Source organism: Mojavia sp., from assembly GCF_059505145.1.
The window spans coordinates 58098-78706 of record NZ_JCACKA010000124.1 but is presented as its reverse complement, the minus strand read 5'-3'; the positions used below and the strand labels follow the sequence as shown (position 1 = coordinate 78706).

Genomic DNA, 20609 nt, shown 5'->3' with positions numbered 1-20609 from the left:
TTTAGTGAGCTAGTGCGGTCTTGGGGTTTCCCCCATGAGCAACTAGCGAACCCTAAGGGCCATTGGTCACTAATCATTGGTGATTTGAAAAGGAACAAATCATAGATCAGTTATTGACAACTTGACCATAGAGGTCATAGGTATCAGCGCTTTGGATTGCTACTGGCACAATCGTGCCTAACTTTGCCTCACCATCGACATATACCTGTCCGTCTATTTCTGGGGAAAATCTGCCAGACCGACCAATTAATTCTCCACTTTCAGGATTTTCTTGCTCAATCAGGACATCAATGATTTTCCCTACCTCCTGTTGGTTCTTCTGCCAAGCTATCGGTTGCTGGAGTTCCATGAGTCGGTGCCGACGCTCATCCATTACTTCTTGGGGCAACTGATTGGGCAGCTTGTAAGCAGGGGTTTCCTCCTCTGGCGAAAAGGTGAATACACCAACATGGTCAAATTCATGCCGCTGGACGAACTTTAATAAATGCTCAAAATGCTCTTCGGTCTCTCCTGGGAAGCCAACAATAAATGTTGTCCTGAGTACAGATGATGGTAGCGCCGTCTTGATGCGCTCAATAATCCCATCGTTTACCCGTCCTTGCCACGGACGATTCATGGCGCGGAGAATTTCAGGATGAGAATGTTGCAAGGGCAAATCCAGGTAGGGTAATACGTTGGGTGTTTCTTGGATTGCCGCTATGACATCTGGTGTCAATCCAGTGGGATAAGCATAGTGCATTCGTATCCAGGGTACATCTACTTCCCCCAAAGCGCGAAGTAATTCGGCTAACTTTGGCTGACCATAAATATCCAAGCCATAATTTGTGGTGATTTGGGAAATTAGAATAATCTCTTGTACCCCTTGGCTAGCTAACTGCTTGGCTTCAGCAACAATGGATTCAATGGTACGCGATCGCTGCTTTCCTCTCAGATAAGGAATAATACAAAACGCACAACGATAATCACATCCTTCGGCCACCCGCAGATAAGCTACGCCTTCGGTTGTAGTGCGGTAGCGCGGTGTAGTTTCGTCGGCAATATAAGTTAGTTCGGCACTAACCTGATTGACCCGCTCTCCTTGTTCTACCCGCTCAATTACATTTACAATTTTGTGATAATCGCCTGTACCTACTACGGCCACTGCTTCTGGCAACTCCTCCAATAATTGTTCTTGGAAGTGCTGGGCCATACAGCCAGTGATCACGATTTTTTTATTCGCCTCTGCCAACTCTACCAAAGTTTTGACAGATTCAACTCTTGCTGCTTCGATAAAACTACAGGTATTAACAATAACGTAATCGGCTAATTCTTCATTGCTATCTACGCCGTAGCCTGCTTCTACAAGCAGTCCTAGCATATGTTCTGTGTCAATTCGATTTTTCTCGCAGCCCAGGTGAGAAATTGCAATTGTTGGCTTGTCACCCATATTTTGAAAAAATCTTTAGGTTTTGTCTTGTAGACAAACACTAAAGAGTGCTTGCCTCGCTCTGTTTTTATCGGCATCCTTATCTGGACAGTGAGCAAAGTGATAAATTTGAAGGTTATCACTGTCAGCAACTGTCGCGAATCTATGACCATAACATCGATTAGGGCCATGTTATGATGCTTTTATTAACTTGTTCCTCAGGGTAAGATAGAGTGTCTTTGGGTACATTTGACACTTGTTATATTTTTTAACAATTCGTCTATTGGTATTTTACATTGCCAAGAGCGTGTGCGTTGTTAATTTACCCATCGGGAAGCCGCCCAAAGGGCTTGTTGTGAGAAGTCGCTACCCTCAGGGAAATCGCGCTTGCGACTACGCCTAATCAAGCAGTAATGCTATCCTTCGGATCAGGCAAGTCCTACGATAATGCGTAGGTGAGAGGCCTAAACCATGGGAAGCTGCCTCGCGTCTTGTGAGTGGCAAACTCCTCTTGTAGTCCAGATTATATCTTAACATATCTTATGAGAGGTTTTACGCCAATTTCCACCTTAGGGGGGAGGCAGTAAAGCAACCCAGATAAAACAAGCTTGACTAGTTAGTGAAAAGTCAATAGTTAGAAAATTCTAGACTCTGGACTTTGAACTGTTGACTCCGCGAAGCGAATTTAAAGACGTGGACTTATATCAGCTATTTAAAACTCGAACTCCGATTATTGGTGTGGTTCATCTACTACCGCTACCTACCTCACCCCGTTGGGGAGGTAGCCTAAAAGCAGTAATTGACCGCGCTGAACAAGAAGCAACAGCTCTAGCAAGTGGAGGTGTTGACGGCATTATTGTAGAGAACTTTTTCGACGCGCCGTTTACCAAAAACCAGGTCGATCCAGCAGTTGTGAGTGCCATGACCGTGGTAGTGCAACGAATACAGAATTTGGTGACCTTGCCTATAGGCTTAAATGTTTTGCGGAATGATGCTAAAAGCGCAATGGCGATCGCCACTTGTGTGCGGGCACAATTTATCCGGGTTAACGTCCTTACAGGGGTGATGGCAACCGACCAAGGATTAATTGAGGGAGAAGCCCATCAATTACTCCGCTATCGGCGAGAGTTAGGCAGTGATGTCAAAATTATGGCCGATGTTTTGGTAAAGCACGCTCGTCCTTTAAGTTCCCCAAATCTCACGGTGGCTGTCAAAGACACTATCGAAAGGGGTTTGGCAGATGCGGTGATTTTGTCCGGCTGGGCTACTGGTAGTCCTCCTAATATAGAAGATTTGGAACTGGCTTGTGGTGCGGCAAATACTACACCAGTATTCATTGGTAGTGGGGCGAATTGGGAAAACATTGCTACACTCATGCAGGCAGCAGATGGTGTCATTGTTTCCAGTTCCCTAAAACGCCACGGTCGGATTGAACAGCCAATTGACCCGATTCGCGTTAGTCAATTTGTAGAAGCCGCACGTCGGAGTTGGAACTCTAAGGGTGAACCCAAATCAATTTCCTCAGTGAGCATACATTCTTAAGTACTGGGGACTGGGGATTGGGGACTGGGGACTAGGGACAGGAGGACAAAGAGGATAAAGGAAAATAACCAATGCCCAATTCTCAATGCCCAATGCCCAATTCCCAATTCCTAATCCCTAATCCCTAATCCCTAATTACAGTTTATGATTCGCCGCCGTTCTACACCTTGGATTTATAAATGGTCGCGTCCATTGATTGCCGCGATCGCCGGACTGGGTGCCCTAATAACAGGTTATCTCACCATAGAAAAGTTAACAGGAGGCAGTGCAGCTTGTGTCGCGCAAGCTGGTGTTAGAGGTTGTAATGATGTGCTTTCCAGTCCTTGGGCAACGGTTTTGGGCCAGCCATTAGCTTTGTTTGGGTTTTTGGCTTATACCAGTATGGTGATATTTGCTTTGGCTCCCTTCGCATTAAAACCAGCAAACAACAGCCGCAAACAAATAGAAAACTTGACGTGGTTGCTGTTATTGGTGGGAGCGATCGCCATGACCATATTCAGCAGCTACTTAATGTACATACTCGCATCCCAAATCAAAGCCTTCTGTCCTTATTGTATTGGCTCGGCTTTGTTCTCCCTCAGCCTTTTGGTACTGACGGTTATCGGTCGTGATTGGGAGGATATTGGGCAAATCTTCTTCACTGCCATTATTGTGGGGATGGTAACTTTGGTTGGCACTTTATGGGTTTATTCTGGGGTGAATCAATCTGGTGTTACCACTGAATCAACTCCTGGCAAACCCGTACAAATTAGCTTTACTCCCAAAGTACAACCTAACCCGGCATTTGGTTGGGAAACCACCACTACCTCCGGTGAGGCGGAAATAGCCCTAGCAAATCATCTTGCTAAGATCGGCGCTAAGGAATACAGTGCTTATTGGTGTCCACACTGCCACGAACAGAAATTGCTGTTCGGTAAAGAAGCTGAACAGATAATCAATGATCGTGTTAAGGTAGAGTGCGCTCCTGATGGACTCAAAGCTCAACCAGAATTGTGTAAAGCAGCAAAAATAGAAGGCTTTCCTACCTGGATCATCAATGGTAAAAGCTATAGCGGAGTGCAAAATTTAGAGGAACTGGCAAAAGTTTCTAATTACACTGGCCCCCGTAACTTCAAGTATTTTAAATAAGCTAGCTTGAACAAGACATTTTCTAGCAATTTAGCTATTTTTTATACCAAATAGTCAACTGGTTGCATAAAGCGAGATTTGCTTCCGGTTGGCTTTTTTATTTTTGCTAATAATTAATTAGGTAATATATATAGCAATTCTTAGACTCTAAAGCTAAGTATACCAAAAAGGAGATGACATAGAAGATGTGACTAATATTTAATACTGGTATGTATTGTAATTACTGCTTGACTATATATAGGATTCAAGAATTATTTGCAATTACTATTTTACTTGCAGATGTCATCCCAAAATGAGCAAGCCATGAAATATCTACCAAGTATATTCACTTATGTAATTTTTACTTTTATTAATTATATTTAAAGTATTAAAAATGCTTTTTAATATCCAATTATGCAGACACTTAATGCCAAGGTTCCTTAACAATAATATACTTCTGTTACTAATAAACAATATTTAGACTTAACTTGTGTTGTGAACGCAAATGTTTTACTTGCCATTTAATCAGATAATAAGGAGTCATAAATAATGATGTATTAAAACTATCCAAAGTTGTTTTTACAAATTTAACTGAGTTGAAAAAATTCTCAGTAAGTCAACATAGCCTATGCGTAAGCTATATTCGCTACGGAGTTGATAGCTATAGGAAATAGAGAGTATTTCTCCCCACTAGGTAATGGGAATGAGTAAGCAGCTAGGCAAGCTTCTTGTCAGGTTCATGTTTGGACTAAAAAAACCGCTTGGTAGAGGACAAAGGGAATTGATTGTAGCCTCTAGCGTTACAGTCTGCGTTTTGCTTTTGCGTTCTATCGGATTATTCCAATCTTTAGAATTGGCAGCTTTGGATCAATTGTTTCGCTTACGTCCAAATGAACCGCCAGAAGAGCGTATTACTATTGTGGCAATTGATGAGGCTTCTTTACGCCAAGTTGGTTCCTGGCCGATTCCAGATGGTGTGATTGCCCAGTTATTGCAAAAATTAAAAGTCCATAACCCTCGTGCTATTGGCTTAGATATCTACCGAGATTTGGCAGTACCGCCTGGTCATGAGCAACTGATAAATGTTTATAAGTCGATGCCAAATTTGATTGGCATTGAGCAACTGTCAAATAATAAAAATGTCGGTGTTTTACCACCACCAGTGCTGAAACAACTTAACCAAGTGGGTTTTAATAACGTTTTGTATGACCCTGATGGTAAAGTACGTCGCAGCTTATTGTATTGGCATATTAATAATCAGCCACATGAAAGTTTTGGATTAAAGTTGGCTTTACTGTATTTGAAGCCATACGGAATTACTCCCACAACCGCAGCAACTAATCCTGAGTATTTGCAGCTGGGTAAGGCAGTATTTACTCGGTTTCAGGGTAATGATGGTGCTTACGTGGGAGCTGATGCGAGAGGTTACCAAATTATATCCAACTTTCCCAAACCAAGGTGTCCCATTTCATATATAAAAACCTGTCGCTACCGCCATGTATCAATAATGGATGTGCTAGCCGATAGAGTGCCAAAGGAATGGATTAGCGATCGCATTGTACTCATTGGTTCCACGGCCCTCAGCCTTCAAGATTTTGTTTTCATTCCACACTCTAGCAGGCTGATGGGTGCGGCGCAGCCAGTCGCTGGTGTCGAACTACAAGCTTATTTTATCAGTGAGTTAATTTCAGCTGCATTAGAAGGAAGGCCGTTACTCAAAGTCTGGCCTAAGTTAGGGGAATATTTGTGGATTTTTGCCTGGTCTTATGTGGGAGCCATAATCACTAGGCGAATACGACGCCCAAGTGGGAGCATCATCAGTATTATACTTTCTGGCTTGTTGCTGACCCTGAGCGCCTACCTTGCTTTTTTGTATGGTTGGTGGATACCATTCATTCCTTCGCTGCTCACGTTTGGTAGCTCAGTTATTTGGATTACTGGTTGTTTTGCCTATATGCAAGAAGAGATGAAACGCTCTAAAGAGTTTTTGCATCAAGTGATTAATACAATTCCCGATCCAATTTTTGTCAAAAATGAAAAACATCAGTGGATTGTTTTAAATGAGGCCTATTGCCGATTCATTGGTTATCCAAATAATTTGTTAATTGAAAAAACAGACTATGACTTTTTTCCGAAACATGAAGCTGATGTATTTCGGCAACAAGATGAGATAATTTTCCAGACTCAGCAACCTCAAGAAAATGAAGAAGAATTTACAGATGCTCATGGAAAAACTCATCTAATTGCTACTAAGCGATCGCTCCACAAAGATGCTGCTGGCAATTTCTTTTTAGTTGGGGTTATCCGAGATATTACTCAGCGCAAGCTGATGGAAGAAAAACTCAAGCGTACTGCTGCCGATTTATACCGCTCTAACAATGAATTAAAACGCCAAGAAGACCACTTGCGTTATCTGGTATATCATGATCCCCTCACGGGACTATCGAATCGCAAATTTTTCACTGAACAACTGTACGAATCTCTAAATTGGGCACGAAGCAACAATTTGTTACTGGGGCTGCTGTTTATTGACTTGGATGGTTTTAAGCAAGTCAATGATACTCTAGGGCACGAGATTGGCGATCGCTTGCTAGTGACGGTTGCTCAACGTCTCAGCAATTCTTTACGCGGTAGTGATACGGTTTCTCGCTTGGGCGGCGATGAATTTACTGTGATTTTACGGGCAATTCCTAACATGCAAGTAGCTGCTAAAGTCGCTGATAAAATTTTAGCTACTATCACTGAGCCAATTGTTTTGGATCAATATACCACTAAAGTTTCTGCCAGTATTGGCATTAGTGTCTACCCTCTTAACAGCCACGACAGTGAAAGCTTGATTAAACAAGCAGATACCGCCATGTACCGCGCCAAGCGCCTCGGTAAAAATCGGTATGAGTTTGCTTAATAAATTTTATCTGGCGACAAGATTATCTCTTGAGGTGTACACCAAGATTTGGAAGAATAGGAAATAAAAGCTACTTTACTTAATTCGTCTTCTTACGCATAAACAATTATTTTTGGTCAGATTTTCACCTGAATGGGGCTAAGTTCTAGTTAATTTTTAGTTTGCAAAATTATACAGCCAATTAGTAAAAATCATTTTTATTTTAAGGTTTTAATAATATCTTATAATTAAAATTAATTATTTTATCTATGTTTGAGCTATGCCGATGATACCTTTCCTAAGGCAGAAGTTTGTATAAATAAAATTAGTTAACTTTGTCACAGTAGTGAATCATTTGGGCTAAAAATCAATAATAGATTAAGTGCGATCAGCAGAAATTATCCCCTGCCCTGAATGTTTTGCAGCCAACCGATATTTTGTAGATATTCGCACAGTAGTATCTTTGGCAATAGATTAGTGAACATAGAAATATTTGTCCAACGCACAGAAGCATTACACAAACATTTAGCAGATTTATACCGAACTATTACTATCCTACCTTGGATGCCACCGGAACTGCTATCGCAAGCTTTTAAGGAACTCCATAGCACCTCAGGTACACTACAATTAGCAGTAGAGGAACTGTTTCAGCAAAATGAGCAACTAATACAAACACAAAATTTTTTAGAAGCAGAACGTGAACGTTACCAAGATTTATTCGAGTTTGCTCCAGATGGCTATTTGGTAACTAATGCAGAAAGCGTAATCCAGGAAGCTAACTATACAGCAGCTAGATTGCTTAATGTTTCCAAAAACTTTTTGGTGGGCAAACCATTAGTTAACTTTGTTCCTCTAGAAGACCGTCAGCATATTCGTAGCGAAATTAACCAGCTATCTCAATCTGACAGAGGCACAGAACTACTAGTACCCTTGCAGCCACATCATGGTGAATCCTTCGATGCCGCTTTGACAGTGAGAGTTGTTCGCAACCAGCAAGGCAAAGTCGTATCTTTATACTGGTTATTGCGTAACATTAGTATGAGCCAGCGATGGCAATCAGGGTTAGTCAAAAATGACAACGACATCATCTGGAATCGCCGCGTATATCAATATTGCAAAGGGGACAATATACCCCTCAAACCGCTAGAGATTTTATATGTTTGTCAAGGTTGGGTCAAACTAACTACCTTCTGTGGCACTGGCGAAGAAATACTGGTAGGGTTGGCAAGAGCCGGAATGGTTTTTGGCTCTAGTATGACATCTCTAAATATTTACCAAGTAACAGCCCTCAGCGATGTCCATTTAGTATCAATTAGCGTGTCAGAAATGGCAGCTTCCCCGACTCTCAGCCAAACTCTCTTACCAAAAGTTAATCAACGTTTACAGCAGACAGAATCTTTTTTAGCTATTTCTGGAAGGCGACAGTTACAAGAGCGGTTGCTGCATCTGTTAGAATTCTTGAAACAAGAATTCGGTGAAACTGTATCGGAGGGAACTCGCCTAAGTATTCGCTTGACTCATCAAGATATTGCTAGCGCCTGCTGTGCTAACAGAGTGACAATTACACGATTGATAACTAAATTAAAACAACAAGGTATAATTAGTTTTGACTCAAAACAACATATAATTTTGAAAAATTCTTATTAATTCATAGAAAAAACTGCACAACTTAATACTTAATATTTGGCTAAAAGATAGTCAAATTGCAGGAGAGTATCTTGATGTGCTGATAATGCCAAATCCTGATTTCGGATTTTGTTGATTGAGCTTATATAGTCTTTTTTTATTTTTTCGTAACTTATTGCCTTAAGAATTTAACTCATTAATAAATCCTAGAGAAAATTGCTGATATGCGTTCTCGTTTACAGCATTTTCTCTGCTCTATTTATAAATAAATTTCACGCACGAGTAATTAGGATGAATAGTTACTTTAGGTAGCTTATGGCAGGTTTTTACCAATGCCCAGTTCCTTTTTGCTGTGCTTCAACTGTTTCCAAAGCACCTGAATCTGGCTGTAGGCTTCTTCTGGAGAAAGTTTTCCCGCTGTTTCTAAACTGCTGATATAACCAACTTTTTGAGTAAATTCTTGGAGATTAACATTAAATATAAGGTTTTCTGGCTTAAATTGACCGTAATAACGACTGCGAAAATAGATAGATCTGTCCAGGTAGTCTCGATTGGGTTGTGTCATAATTTATTTCTATGGATTTATAGCTTTAGTAGTTTGAAAATTAAAATAGACGAACCGTTAGTATCTGTGCAAATAAACTAGCTTGCAGGCAGATGATATCAGCATAAATATTCTATTAAACAATCTGAAATATGACATTACTTTCTCCAAGCAAATGTTAATAAAATATTAGAGGTTGTTTGAAAAGTGTTTCGCTGTGATTTTGGGCACTTTTAGATCCCCCCTAACCCCCCTTAAAAAGAGGGGAACCGGAATTAAAGTCCCCCTTTACAAGGGGAGCCACTGCGCCCTTGCGGGTTTCCCGACTCCCTCAGTGACGTGGATTTAGGGGGATCTAGAACGTTTTGCTACCGACAAGAGGACTTTTCAAACATCCTCTTAAGAAAACCTACAATTATTAGTTTTTTTATAACAGTTGCAGATATCAATCTTATCCTTTACCTCTTTGGAAAAAAATACTTCTCTATAATTATTTAAAGTTAAGATTTCATGTGATCAAGGGCACGCAATTACGACAATTAAAGTTTTTGTGCTGGGCAAAACTTTTGTCGGAGTAATCTGACTGGGTAAATGTTTAAAAAAGTTTGTCTATTTTATGCTAATTTTTAAGACTGAAAGCTTACCTGATAGAAGAAGTGCCACGTTCGTCTCAACAACCAACAAGCACTTGGTAGGCTCAAGAGATTGTACTGATATTGGTGACCAGAAGAGGCAGGGGAGCAGGGGGCAGGGGAGAAAGATTTGTAACTCCCCTGCGCTCATGGGTTTAAGCCCCTGCATTTATGTATGGGGTTCTCTCTTCTGCTAAGAGCTCCCTGCCCGTTGTCCTCTTTTGTGACCACTTTATGGCGTCTGCTTCCTAATTAGCTACTTTAGGGGAAGTATCTGTGTGTCTACTACTCAAGTTGGTATAAATACTCGGTTATTGAAAAATTATTGTCAATCCCTCTTAGGGTGAATCCCTATATCCCTTTGGCTTTGATACCTTGTGGAATGTATCAACCAAAATATGAAGCTAAGTCTCTGTGAGGAATAAATAATGCTAGCAAGACAACTGGCGATTAGATTTTAGAAGTTAGTCGAAGTTAGTCTACTTTAGGTTTTACAGAATAAATACTGAGTTAAGCATTTTTACTTTACCGCATTTTTACTCTAGCTTCCAAACTTAGAATTCATGCAAAATGCCAAAATAGCAGCTTTTAGGTTTGGAGTTTAGTTATCTTCGCTGATATACAGTTCTTACCATGAAGGTATTTGGGGAATATTGAGATGATTTGCCCAAATTTATTATCTAGTCAGTACAGTAATAATACGCTTAAATGTTAAGATTTTATTAAGAAGATTCAAGTAAACTACCGTGCTTGTGGTAGTTCATGAAAATCTCTTACTTTAGACCGATGTTATAAACACGACTCAAATTGTATTTCTTAAATGTCAGGTGTGTTCAATAGCAAGAATCCGAACGCAGACCTTCAAGCTTCTAGAAACCGCTTTTTGCTTAGGAAGTTATCTAAATAGCAGCAGTAATTCAATTTAAACTTAATAATTTTTTTGACAGCATAAGTAAATTTACTGAAACATAAAAGGACGCAAGACACAGCATGAAATCTGAACTAGGGAATTTACCGAGACTTATGGGAACTAATTTAAGAATTACGAGTATTGCGATATTGTTTATTAGTGCGTACCTAATAGTTCCAAAGATTGCGGATACTACAAGAACTTTAAGTATATTGAGTTTTAATAGCCTGAACACTATTAGTAGCGAAAGTTCAACCGCTGCCAAGGCTAATTCTCAGGAACTAAACAAGACATTTATTCCCCCAAATCATGGCGGCCCTGACAGTCAACGTGGTAGTGGCACCCGCTAAGAATTCAGCTAAGAATTCAAAATTATAATTCAAGCTAAGTAAGCATAGCCAATTAGGTAACATCAAGCTAAATAGTGACTAGGTGGACTCAGCTTTACACCTACTAAACAGCTAAAATACTTGGTTGAGAAAGACTGGACAATTTTTAATGGTTTAAGACTACGGATTTCCACCACTGTTGTTTTTGTACAAGTGTGTGTGCTTGCCAATCAAGCTCTGGTTCCGGATAATCCAAGCGGTAGTGTCCGCCCCGGCTTTCAGTTCTAAAAGCAGCACTTTTGAGAATTAAATCAGCTACATCTAATAAATTGCGGGTTTCGGCCCAAAGTCGCAATTGCCGTTCTACATCCGGTAGGTTGAGCCTAGCTGGTTCTGCTGGATTTAAAGATAGCAGAAATTTACTTAAAGACAAAGCAGCAAAATCTTGCTGCCAATTTCCAATAGTGGTAATCGCCGCCTCTAAGCCTGACTGTACTCGACAAATACCAGCACTTTGCCACACCAGACGCGGTAACTTCTGCCGCAGTGCTTCTAGCTGTGCTTGCTCTTTTTGCCACTCACGTTCAGAAAGTGTGTAATTAGAAGGATGGAGGATAACTTCCGCTTCTTTGACTTCATCTTTCATCCTTAAGACTTCATCTTCTAGATGAGTCATCTGTGCGCCAAATACTATACATTCGAGCAAAGAATTACTAGCCAAGCGATTTGCCCCATGCACTCCGGTACTGGCAGTTTCTCCCACTGCATACAATCCCGGAATATTCGTGCAATTGTTTAAATCTGTAACAATTCCACCCATCCAGTAATGAGCAGCGGGGGCAACGGGTATTGGTTCTGTGAAGACATCAATACCCCAATATTGGCAAACTTTGATGATATTGGGAAAACGATGGCGAATTTTGTCTGGGGGGATGGGACGCATATCCAACCATACATGGGCAGTGGCGGGATCGGCGGCAGTACGTTGCAAATGACTAAAAATTGCTCTACTTACTACATCACGAGGTGCGAGTTCACCCGCAGGGTGGTAATCAAAGGCAAAACGCCGCCCTTCGTTGTCGATCAGGTGTGCGCCCTCACCACGTACAGCTTCACTAATGAGGAAACGATCAGCACCAGGTTTGGTGAGAGCAGTAGGGTGAAATTGGATAAATTCTAAGTCGCGGAGGATGGCTCCGGCGCGCCATGCGATCGCCACTCCATCACCGGTACTCACAGCCGGGTTAGTAGTTTGGGCAAATACTTGACCACCACCACCAGTTGCCAGTACCACAGCACTAGCTTTTACCCATCTAATTTCGCCTTGATAAAATAGGCTAATTCCCTGACATCGCCCGCTTTCGGGTTCTATCCACAAACTCAAAGCCAAAGCTTGTTGAATAACTTGAATATTCTGGCGTCGCAGTACTTGAGCGGTGAGGGTGGTGGTGACTTCCCTACCTGTAGTGTCGGCGGCATGGAGAACGCGGTTACGAGAATGGGCAGCTTCTAAAGTTAGAGCTAAAGCGTTACCATGACGGTCAAAAGCAACTCCCAAATTGACCAGAGATTGAATACAGATCGAGGCGTGTTGGGCGAGAAATTCTACAGCTGCTTTTTCGCATAAGCCTGCCCCTGCCCGCATTGTGTCTTCTATATGTAATGAGGGAGAATCTTCAGGGGCGATCGCGGCGGCAATGCCACCTTGGGCCCAATCACTCGCAGACAAAGCAACTGTTTCTTTAGTAATTAAGCCGACTCGCAAGGATTCTGGTAGACAAAGTGCCGTATACAGACCAGCAGCACCTGCACCGACTACTAAGACATCAAATTGGCTAGGAATATCTATTTGAGGCAAGGTAAGGGTTTTAGGGGACTAAAAGAGCCGGAGTTTAGGAGATCGGAGAGAGAAGGACATAATTTTTCATTGTCTCCTTCCCATCTCCATCTCTAACATTAACCACTCCTCACAAAAGGATTGGGCTGTTACTTGCTACTTTAACTGCAATTGCAGTTATCTATAGATGCCGTTGTTAAAGCGTTCATCTCCCTCGTTGAAGACAGATTCAAACTCTGTCACTGTAAATTTATCTAGGTTAGCTTGCAGAGTTTGTTTTTGGCGATCGCTCAATCCTGGCAGTTCCAGAACATCTTCTACTTTCTGGTAAGGAGCATTTTTGATGATTTTCTTAGCGAGGGTAGGATACAGCCCTGGATACTGTTGAAAAGCTCGCACGTTGGTATTGTTCAAATCAATTTTTTTACCGAATTCCGTTCCTAGCTTCGCATCTGCCCGATTCTGCCGCTCAATTGCCAGAATTGGAACTTGAGGAAAAGCAAGACTGTTGAAACTGGCAGCTTGGGCTATCTGAGTTGTTCCCAACCATCCCCAGCAACCGAGTAACAAGCTAAACACTGTTAATAAACGCACCAGTCCTTTCACGATTTTTCTACCTCTTTCCATCAAACTGAAATTAAAGTTTTAAGCCAAGAGCATTCAGCACTCAACAGTCCACACTCAACAGTCAACAGTCAGCACTATTGACCATTGACTGGAAGCTGATAGCTGTTTGCTTAATCAACACACAGCAGTCATCAGAAACTAATATACAGCGTATTAATATCCACAATATTTAGTGTTACTTGGTTCGACTATACTTTTGCAAAAAGTTTTCTTAAGTAGTCTTTATGAACATTGGGCATTGGGCATTGGGCATTGGTCGAAGTAGTATTATAAATTATGGAAATACCCGCACTGTATGTATAGCATCAACAGCGCGAGCATTACTGCCCACTTAATTTTTAGGCGCTAACTAAGGCTTTTGGGTAGCGATCGCTAGTTTTGCTCCCTGCACTTGCCGCACCCGATCCATTACTGCTACTACCTTACCGTGGCCTACTTTATCATCAGCATTAATAATTACCAATGCTTCGGGGTTAGCTCCCACCAAACTACGCACTTGCTCTGTTAAAGCATCAACGGTGGTAGGCTGGCGATTCAAGCTCACCACTCCTTTGTCATCTATCGTGATTGTAATTTTAGTAGGAATTTGCTGTTGTTTAGCCGTCGCTGCTTTGGGGAGATTGACTGGCAAACCCTCACTTCTGGTTAAAAACAGCGTTGACATGATGAAAAACGTCAAAATCGCAAATATGACATCGATCATCGGCACGATGTTAATTTGTGGGGGTATCTCTGGTTCATCTTGTAGTCGCATAAGCCTTCTCCCCACGTTCATAGCGACGACGATAAAGTAATTCTAATTGTCCACCATATTCTTGGATGGATGCCATTTGGCGAGTGTACAGTCCCCGGAATGTGTTAGCAAATAACAGCACAAATATCGCCACCACCAATCCTGTTGCAGTCGAAACCAGAGCTTCACTAATACCACTGGTAACACCTGCTGTTTTTGTACCACCTACATCACCAAGATTCAGGGAAGCAAACGAAGTGATCAATCCCAAGACGGTTCCTAGTAATCCGAGCAGAGGTGCAAGGCTGATGATTGTCTCGAATATAGTATTAAATCGCTTCAGTACGGGAATTTCGGCTTGTGCTTCACTTTCTAAGGCTAGGCGAAACTCTTCAGGATTTGGTTGTTCCAGCTCTAAAGCAGAAAGAAATATACGTGCAATCGGTAAATCAGCATTTTTTTGCAGTTTATCTAAAGCACCAACAACGTTGTCGAGACGATAGAGATTGAGAACCTCGCGCACCACACGGTTTTGACGATGATTGATCCGATACCAAAAACGAATCCGCTCAATAATTAGGGCGATCGCTACCACACTAAACCCCAATAGCGGCCACATTACCACGCCGCCTGCCGTAAACAGTTTACTGATTTCCATGTACTGTCTCTTAATCAATCAACAACCCACAGCCAGACTACCAGTTGATCCCAAATAACCGATAGACTTTCTCAATAAAAAATAAGATGAATGATTATCTAAGTCAAGTAATTTTCATTTTCTTGACATTAATAGTTTGAATATTCAAAGACTTTGAGTACTCACAGTCTTTATCTACACGGCTTTTGGGCAATCACCGTATTGCTAAGTATGAAATTATCTGTCATTTGTATTGCTTGACTTTTGTACCACAGCAACGTAATCTAACAAAATTAATGCTAATTACTTGCAAATATTATGAGTTTTTCCAGTATCGCTGTGGCACAGCGAGAAAAAGAAGCTGAGACTCTAAAGTCTTTTTTGGCTTTCAGTCTGATTGGTTCACTAATCCTACACTTAGGAGTGTTAGCCTCTGGGATTACTAATCTGTTGACTAGACTGCCGGAATTAGAAGAGGAAGCTATAGAATTGACCCTCGTTGAGCCAACAGAGCTGGAAACACCAAAACCACCAGAAGAGATTGAAGAGGCTAAATCCGTACCGAAATTAGAATCTCGTAGTAATCGTACAAGCTCTAGTGTTAGTGAAGCTAGTAGTATTGCTGTTCAATCTGTACCAAAGGCTGTAACTGCTCCAGACCCAGTTCAGCTAACGAAACCAGTTACACCGCCAACAAACACCCCACCTGTACAGAAGCTGAATAACTTCAAGCCACCTGTGGCAAAGGTTCCAGAACCAACCGCTACTAAACCACAACAAGTTACTGAATCCGAAAAGCCAGTTGAGAAGACAACGCCTGAAATTCCCCAGCGTCCTGCTCCCATCACAGCTAACACCACTCCCATACAATCATCTGCTGGTGTAGAACAAAGTGGTGAAAAGTTGAGAGATTTGTTGGGTGGAACTAGAGACTTGAGAGCAACTCAGGGAAGTGCTGGAAATAGCAGCGGGCAGACAAATAACCCCGTAGGTGGAAGTGCTGGTTCCTCAGTTGCTGTTGGTACAGGTACTGGTAGTGGTACAGGTACTGGCAATGGCATCGGTACGGGTTCTGGTAGTGGTACAGGTACTGGCAATGGTATCGGTACGGGTTCTGGTAGTGGTACAGGTACTGGCAATGGCTCAGGTGCAGGAAGAGGAGAAACAGTAGCAACAGGGCCAACATCCCCAAGAATTAGAACCGAGCCGGAAAGTCGTGGTTCAGGTAATGGTCGTGCAGCTTGTCAAGAATGCCGCACCAAGTACCCAGAAGCAGCGAGACGCCGAGGCATCGAAGGTAGGGTAGAGGTAGCTGTTGATACTGATGAAAAGGGCAATGTCACAAATGTACGGATTGCTCGCTCTAGCGGTAATCGTGACTTGGATGAAGAAACCATTAGACAAGCCCGTGAGTGGAAATTAAAACCTGCGGCTGGTGGCCGCCAAGGAGTTGCGATCGCCACTGAATTTGCTCTTCAAGGTTCTCGCCGTCACCGCGAAGCCCAAGCACGTAAAAAAAGACAAAGAGAAGCAGAACAAAGAACCCAACAAACAGCGGCTTCTAATCCCAGCCCCACGGAGCAAGCTCCAAGACGTAGGCGGCGGTTGGTAGACTCAAATATCACCGATATCCCAAGGGAATCGATTGGAGAACCCAGAATCAGACGCAGGCAGCCGTCATCAGAGGCAGCTGCAACAACCAGACAAACTGAATCTAGACCAACTCCTAGATCTGGCAGCCAGGAGTTAAGAGAATCGCTACGTCAAAGGCAGCGTCCGAACGTAGTTACCAACTCACCACAACAGTCGCAACCACCCAAAAATCGACGTCGGCGGCGTATAGAGCAACCTACAACTCCTAGTCAAAGCCAGCTGTTAGAGTCTTTACGTCGTTCTCGTCGGCCATCTCAGTCAACAGAAGCTCCTGCTGCTACTGGCAATAGCAATGAGTAATCTGATAAACGAGAATACTTAATTTCTATACCTGTCTGCGAGTAAAACTTAATAGGGGAAGGAAATCAATCTCATTTCCTTCCCCTATTTTCTGCACTCAAAAAATTAAAGAAATTTTTTCCAAGTTTACATGAAGTTAACTGAGATGGAATAAAAGGCGATCGCTTCCTTCTCAATCATCAATTTTTACGCCAAAACCGCAGCTAACAAAAATAAGCTATCTACCAAAATTGTGCTTAAAACTGCACCACTAAAGGCATACCAGTGTCTTTGCTTGTGGCGTAAAGGTAAAACCCCGACTGTCAACAGCGCTGAGGCTAGCACTACTGCCCAGGCTTGTCCCCAAGGTGTTTGAACTTGGATAACCGCAGTTTGTAAAATTGGTGCAACACTCTCAGGTTCTACCTGCATGATTTGCCTCCAATAGGGCATCAAATCTACTAAATAAAAATACACATCGGTCAAGACTGTGCCAAATAAAGAACCTAAGTAAAACCAGTTACCCACCTTGCCCCAATTCCGCATTAGACACCAACAAGCAAAGGGTAGCCCTATAGACTCTACTGGTAAATGCCATAAAGGTTCCCAACGTAACCAGCCCCAGTAAATTGCTCCGGCTAGCCAACTCCAACTAAATCCTAAAAGCAAATCACCCCAGAGATAAGTTGCAGGACGTGACATTAAGGTAAAACTCAACCACACCCACAACCCTGCGATCGCCAAACTCAGACTTGGCAGCGATCGCACTAGTGGCGCTTCTACAAACACTGGCACAGATACCAGAAACACCGCCGCTGCAAATACTAGCCAAATTTTTGGGGAAGATAAAGAGATTGGCAGATTGGGAGATTGAGAAAGCCTGGACTCTAACTCTCTTATGCCTTGTGACCCTGTGACAGTTGAATGCAAATCGGTATCTATAGAGGCAGTAGAAGTACTGTACGAAGACAATGTATTATTAATCAAAGTTTTTAATAATTGTTACTAAACTTTATTTTACTTAAGATAACATACTTCCGAATCCCCCCCAGGGGCATTTTTATCTTAGCTTGATTTTGGCGAAATTTTTAAATATTGCCCAGAAAATAGGAACACGCTCAGTTTGAGGTATTTTCCGAGTTATCTATATTTTGCTTGTGGCAATATCTTTAAACCCAGAACACATAAGTATATGTGTGATATCACTGGGCTATTTAAAAGTATTTAGTCCTTGTTAATAAACTAATTCTATGGTATGCAAACGCAGTACAAGAGAAAAAACTGAGGAACTCTAACTATTGGCTGCCACTCTCTGAATCGGAGGGTGGTAAATTAATGGCGCGCCTTTGTGGGCATAAGTGACAACCCGATGCTTTATTTTGCTATTTTCCTGGTTCCCCAGGTAGCTGTTTGTGTTAATTGGTTATAACGTCAGCGATCGCAGGTAAACTGATGGCTTTATCGAAACGTCAATCGTTTGTAATTTTGAGTGCCGCATCTGCTACTGTCTCAATTGCAGCATTTCCCATTCAAGTTCTAAGCGCCCAGCCTAACCCAGGAGGCAATGGGGTGCAACAAATGAATATCTTACAAGCTATTTTTTTGGGCTTCGTACAAGGAGTAACTGAATTTTTACCGATAAGTAGTACAGCCCATTTAAAAGTTGTGCCAGTGGCTCTCGGTTGGGGTGATCCTGGGGTAGCTTTTACGGCTATTATTCAACTCGGTAGTATTGCAGCAGTACTGTGGTACTTCTGGCAAGATTTGACGCAAATCATTAAAGGAGCGGTCAAAGCGATCGCCCAGAAAGATTATGATAATTACGACTTCCGGCTAGCTTTGGGAATTATTTTAGGAACGTTACCGATTATCTTATTTGGACTTTTAATTAAAAAGTTCATCCCCGATTTTGATAATTCCCCGATTAGAAGCGTAGGCGCGATCGCAATTGCCTCTATAATCATGTCGCTGTTACTGGGAGTAGCAGAACAACTAGGCAAACGCCAACGCAACTTTGAAAAACTGACGATGAACGATGGGTTATTGATGGGTTTGGCTCAAGCTTTGGCATTAATTCCTGGCGTATCGCGTTCTGGTTCTACCCTGACAGAAGGATTATTTATGGGACTAGAACGGGAAACAGCGGCGAGGTTTTCGTTTTTGCTGGGCATTCCCGCCATTACTCTAGCGGGGTTAGTTGAGTTAAAGGATGTTATCGGGGCAGACTTAGGCAGTGCAGGAATAATTTCCCTCATTGCTGGAGTGATTTCTGCCGCAATATTTTCGTATATAGCGATCGCAGGGTTGTTGCGCTTCCTCAAAACCCGAAGCACATGGATATTTATTTGGTATCGATTGATATTTGGTGTAGTAATACTGGGGGCGATTGGAGCTGGTTTGTTGAAAAATAGTTAATAAATAGTTATTAGTCATTAGTGAGCCAGTTGTTAAAAGTCTGGCGACCGAACGCACTGGCTCCTGATAACCTTGCCTCTTGACCCTAGACCCATGACTACAATTCGTCCTGCTCGAATCAGCAGTGTATTACCCGATTCCATCGCGGCCGAAATTGGCTTTGAGGCGGGGGATGCGATCGTTGCTATCAATGGTACACAGCCCCGCGATTTAATCGACTATCAGTTTTTATGCGCTGATGAAGTTTTAGAACTAGAAGTTTTAGATGCTGCTGGCAAAATCCATCACCTAGAAATCGAAAAAGATTACGACGAAGATTTAGGGCTAGAATTTGAAACTGCCCTATTCGATGCTTTAATTCAGTGCAATAATCATTGCCCGTTTTGCTTTATTGACCAACAGCCACCGGGTAAGCGTTCGAGCTTGTACTTTAAAGACGATGATTACCGTTTGAGCTTTTTGTATGGCTCTTACTTAACTCTGACTAATTTACCAGAACGAGAATGGCAGCGGATTGAACAAATGCGCCTGTCTCCCTTATACGTTTCTGTTCATGCTACAGAACCCGAAGTCAGAATTAGACTGCTAAAAAATCCCCGTGCTGGGCAAATTTTGCAACAAATCAAGTGGTTTCAAGCAAGAAGGCTGCAAATTCATGCTCAAATAGTCGTTTGCCCCGGTATCAATGATGGCATCCACTTGGAACAAACTTTACGCGATTTAGCGTCTTTTCATACTGGCGAAGTACCTGCGGTAGCATCAGTAGCGGTGGTTCCTGTGGGTTTAACGCGGTTTCGTCCCGAAAAAGACGAACTCATCCCTGTCACACGGGAAAAAGCTCAAGAAGTAATTGCCCAAGTGCGATCGCTATCTCTCGCATTTCGTCAACAATTCGGTTCCAGCGTTGTTTGGTTAGCCGATGAATGGTTTTTGATTGCAGGTGAGGAATTACCTAGTGAATCAGAATATGAAGACTACCCCCAAATTGGTAATGGCGTTGGTTCGATTCGGTTGTTTCTCAAGCAATTTGCCGCCCAATCGCTACCACCCAAAATAGCTTCCCCAAAAAAATTAACTTGGGTAGTTGGTAATGCGGTAGAAAAAGCATTTCAACCCATCCTTAAACAGTTAAATTCTGTTGATGGTTTAGAGATAGATATGCGTGCTTTATGCAGCGATTACTGGGGGCAGAGTATTAGCGTTACAGGCTTACTAACTGGGCATGATTTGCTTTTAAACTTACAAGGACAAGATTTAGGTGATGGAATTTTGCTGCCAAATGTCATGCTAAAACATGGTGAATTGATATTTTTAGATGATATGAGTATTGAGCAAGTAGCTAGTAAACTGAATACAAAAATATTCCCAATATCAGGAATTGAAGAATTAATCAATGCCTGTATTTCTTAAGTTACTAGTAATTAACTAAAAAATACTGGGCTATGTCAG

15 protein-coding genes are annotated in these 20609 nt (G+C 42.1%); 8 read left to right on the top strand and 7 right to left on the bottom strand.

The features are described 5' to 3' along the window. Window positions 1-106 precede the first annotated feature (106 nt). Window positions 107-1426: a 30S ribosomal protein S12 methylthiotransferase RimO gene (gene rimO, locus AC5JL8_RS33520; RefSeq protein WP_495884007.1), complete on the bottom strand. Its 1320-nt coding sequence runs from the start codon at window positions 1424-1426 to the stop codon at window positions 107-109. Between the two features lie 672 nt (window positions 1427-2098). Between rimO and btpA the strand changes: the two genes are divergently transcribed. The 4 genes from btpA (at window position 2099) to AC5JL8_RS33500 (ending at window position 8585) form a co-directional block, all read left to right on the top strand. Then, window positions 2099-2947: a photosystem I biogenesis protein BtpA gene (gene btpA / locus AC5JL8_RS33515; RefSeq protein WP_495884244.1), complete on the top strand. Its 849-nt coding sequence runs from the start codon at window positions 2099-2101 to the stop codon at window positions 2945-2947. 144 nt (window positions 2948-3091) lie between these two features. Next, complete coding sequence (locus AC5JL8_RS33510) at window positions 3092-4075, top strand: vitamin K epoxide reductase family protein (protein WP_495884006.1); 984 nt, start codon at window positions 3092-3094, stop codon at window positions 4073-4075. A 682-nt stretch (window positions 4076-4757) separates the two neighbouring features. Continuing rightward, window positions 4758-6959 (top strand): CHASE2 domain-containing protein, encoded by a 2202-nt coding sequence (locus tag AC5JL8_RS33505; protein WP_495884005.1) that lies wholly within the window; start codon window positions 4758-4760, stop codon window positions 6957-6959. A 456-nt stretch (window positions 6960-7415) separates the two neighbouring features. Continuing rightward, entirely contained in the window at window positions 7416-8585 is a 1170-nt protein-coding gene (locus tag AC5JL8_RS33500; protein WP_495884004.1) for a helix-turn-helix domain-containing protein, read from the top strand. Between the two features lie 292 nt (window positions 8586-8877). Here AC5JL8_RS33500 and AC5JL8_RS33495 read toward each other — a convergent pair whose 3' ends face one another. Then, window positions 8878-9129 carry a DUF7219 family protein gene (locus tag AC5JL8_RS33495; protein WP_495884003.1) on the bottom strand — a complete coding sequence of 84 codons (252 nt, stop codon included), beginning with the start codon at window positions 9127-9129 and terminating at the stop codon, window positions 8878-8880. A gap of 1601 nt (window positions 9130-10730) precedes the next feature. Between AC5JL8_RS33495 and AC5JL8_RS33490 the strand changes: the two genes are divergently transcribed. After that, window positions 10731-11000 (top strand): hypothetical protein, encoded by a 270-nt coding sequence (locus AC5JL8_RS33490; RefSeq protein ID WP_495884002.1) that lies wholly within the window; start codon window positions 10731-10733, stop codon window positions 10998-11000. Window positions 11001-11145: 145 nt separating this feature from the next. Here AC5JL8_RS33490 and nadB read toward each other — a convergent pair whose 3' ends face one another. The 4 genes from nadB to AC5JL8_RS33470 form a co-directional block, all read right to left on the bottom strand. Beyond that, window positions 11146-12837 (bottom strand): L-aspartate oxidase, encoded by a 1692-nt coding sequence (nadB, locus tag AC5JL8_RS33485; protein WP_495884001.1) that lies wholly within the window; start codon window positions 12835-12837, stop codon window positions 11146-11148. A 156-nt stretch (window positions 12838-12993) separates the two neighbouring features. Next, window positions 12994-13422, bottom strand: coding sequence for a photosystem II complex extrinsic protein PsbU (psbU, locus tag AC5JL8_RS33480; protein WP_495884000.1), 429 nt, complete (start codon window positions 13420-13422; stop codon window positions 12994-12996). Between the two features lie 370 nt (window positions 13423-13792). After that, window positions 13793-14197 (bottom strand): ExbD/TolR family protein, encoded by a 405-nt coding sequence (locus AC5JL8_RS33475; protein ID WP_495883999.1) that lies wholly within the window; start codon window positions 14195-14197, stop codon window positions 13793-13795. After that, entirely contained in the window at window positions 14181-14834 is a 654-nt protein-coding gene (locus AC5JL8_RS33470; RefSeq protein ID WP_495883998.1) for a MotA/TolQ/ExbB proton channel family protein, read from the bottom strand. The genes AC5JL8_RS33475 and AC5JL8_RS33470 overlap by 17 nt, the downstream gene beginning before the upstream one ends. Before the next feature lie 297 nt (window positions 14835-15131). Between AC5JL8_RS33470 and AC5JL8_RS33465 the strand changes: the two genes are divergently transcribed. After that, window positions 15132-16766: an energy transducer TonB gene (locus tag AC5JL8_RS33465; protein WP_495883997.1), complete on the top strand. Its 1635-nt coding sequence runs from the start codon at window positions 15132-15134 to the stop codon at window positions 16764-16766. 186 nt (window positions 16767-16952) lie between these two features. Here AC5JL8_RS33465 and AC5JL8_RS33460 read toward each other — a convergent pair whose 3' ends face one another. Further along, window positions 16953-17732: a DUF3120 domain-containing protein gene (locus AC5JL8_RS33460; protein WP_495883996.1), complete on the bottom strand. Its 780-nt coding sequence runs from the start codon at window positions 17730-17732 to the stop codon at window positions 16953-16955. Between the two features lie 465 nt (window positions 17733-18197). Here AC5JL8_RS33460 and AC5JL8_RS33455 point away from each other — a divergent pair, with 465 nt between their 5' ends. After that, window positions 18198-19160: an undecaprenyl-diphosphate phosphatase gene (locus AC5JL8_RS33455; RefSeq protein WP_495883995.1), complete on the top strand. Its 963-nt coding sequence runs from the start codon at window positions 18198-18200 to the stop codon at window positions 19158-19160. A 93-nt stretch (window positions 19161-19253) separates the two neighbouring features. After that, window positions 19254-20570, top strand: coding sequence for a TIGR03279 family radical SAM protein (locus tag AC5JL8_RS33450; RefSeq protein WP_495883994.1), 1317 nt, complete (start codon window positions 19254-19256; stop codon window positions 20568-20570). Window positions 20571-20609 lie beyond the last annotated feature (39 nt).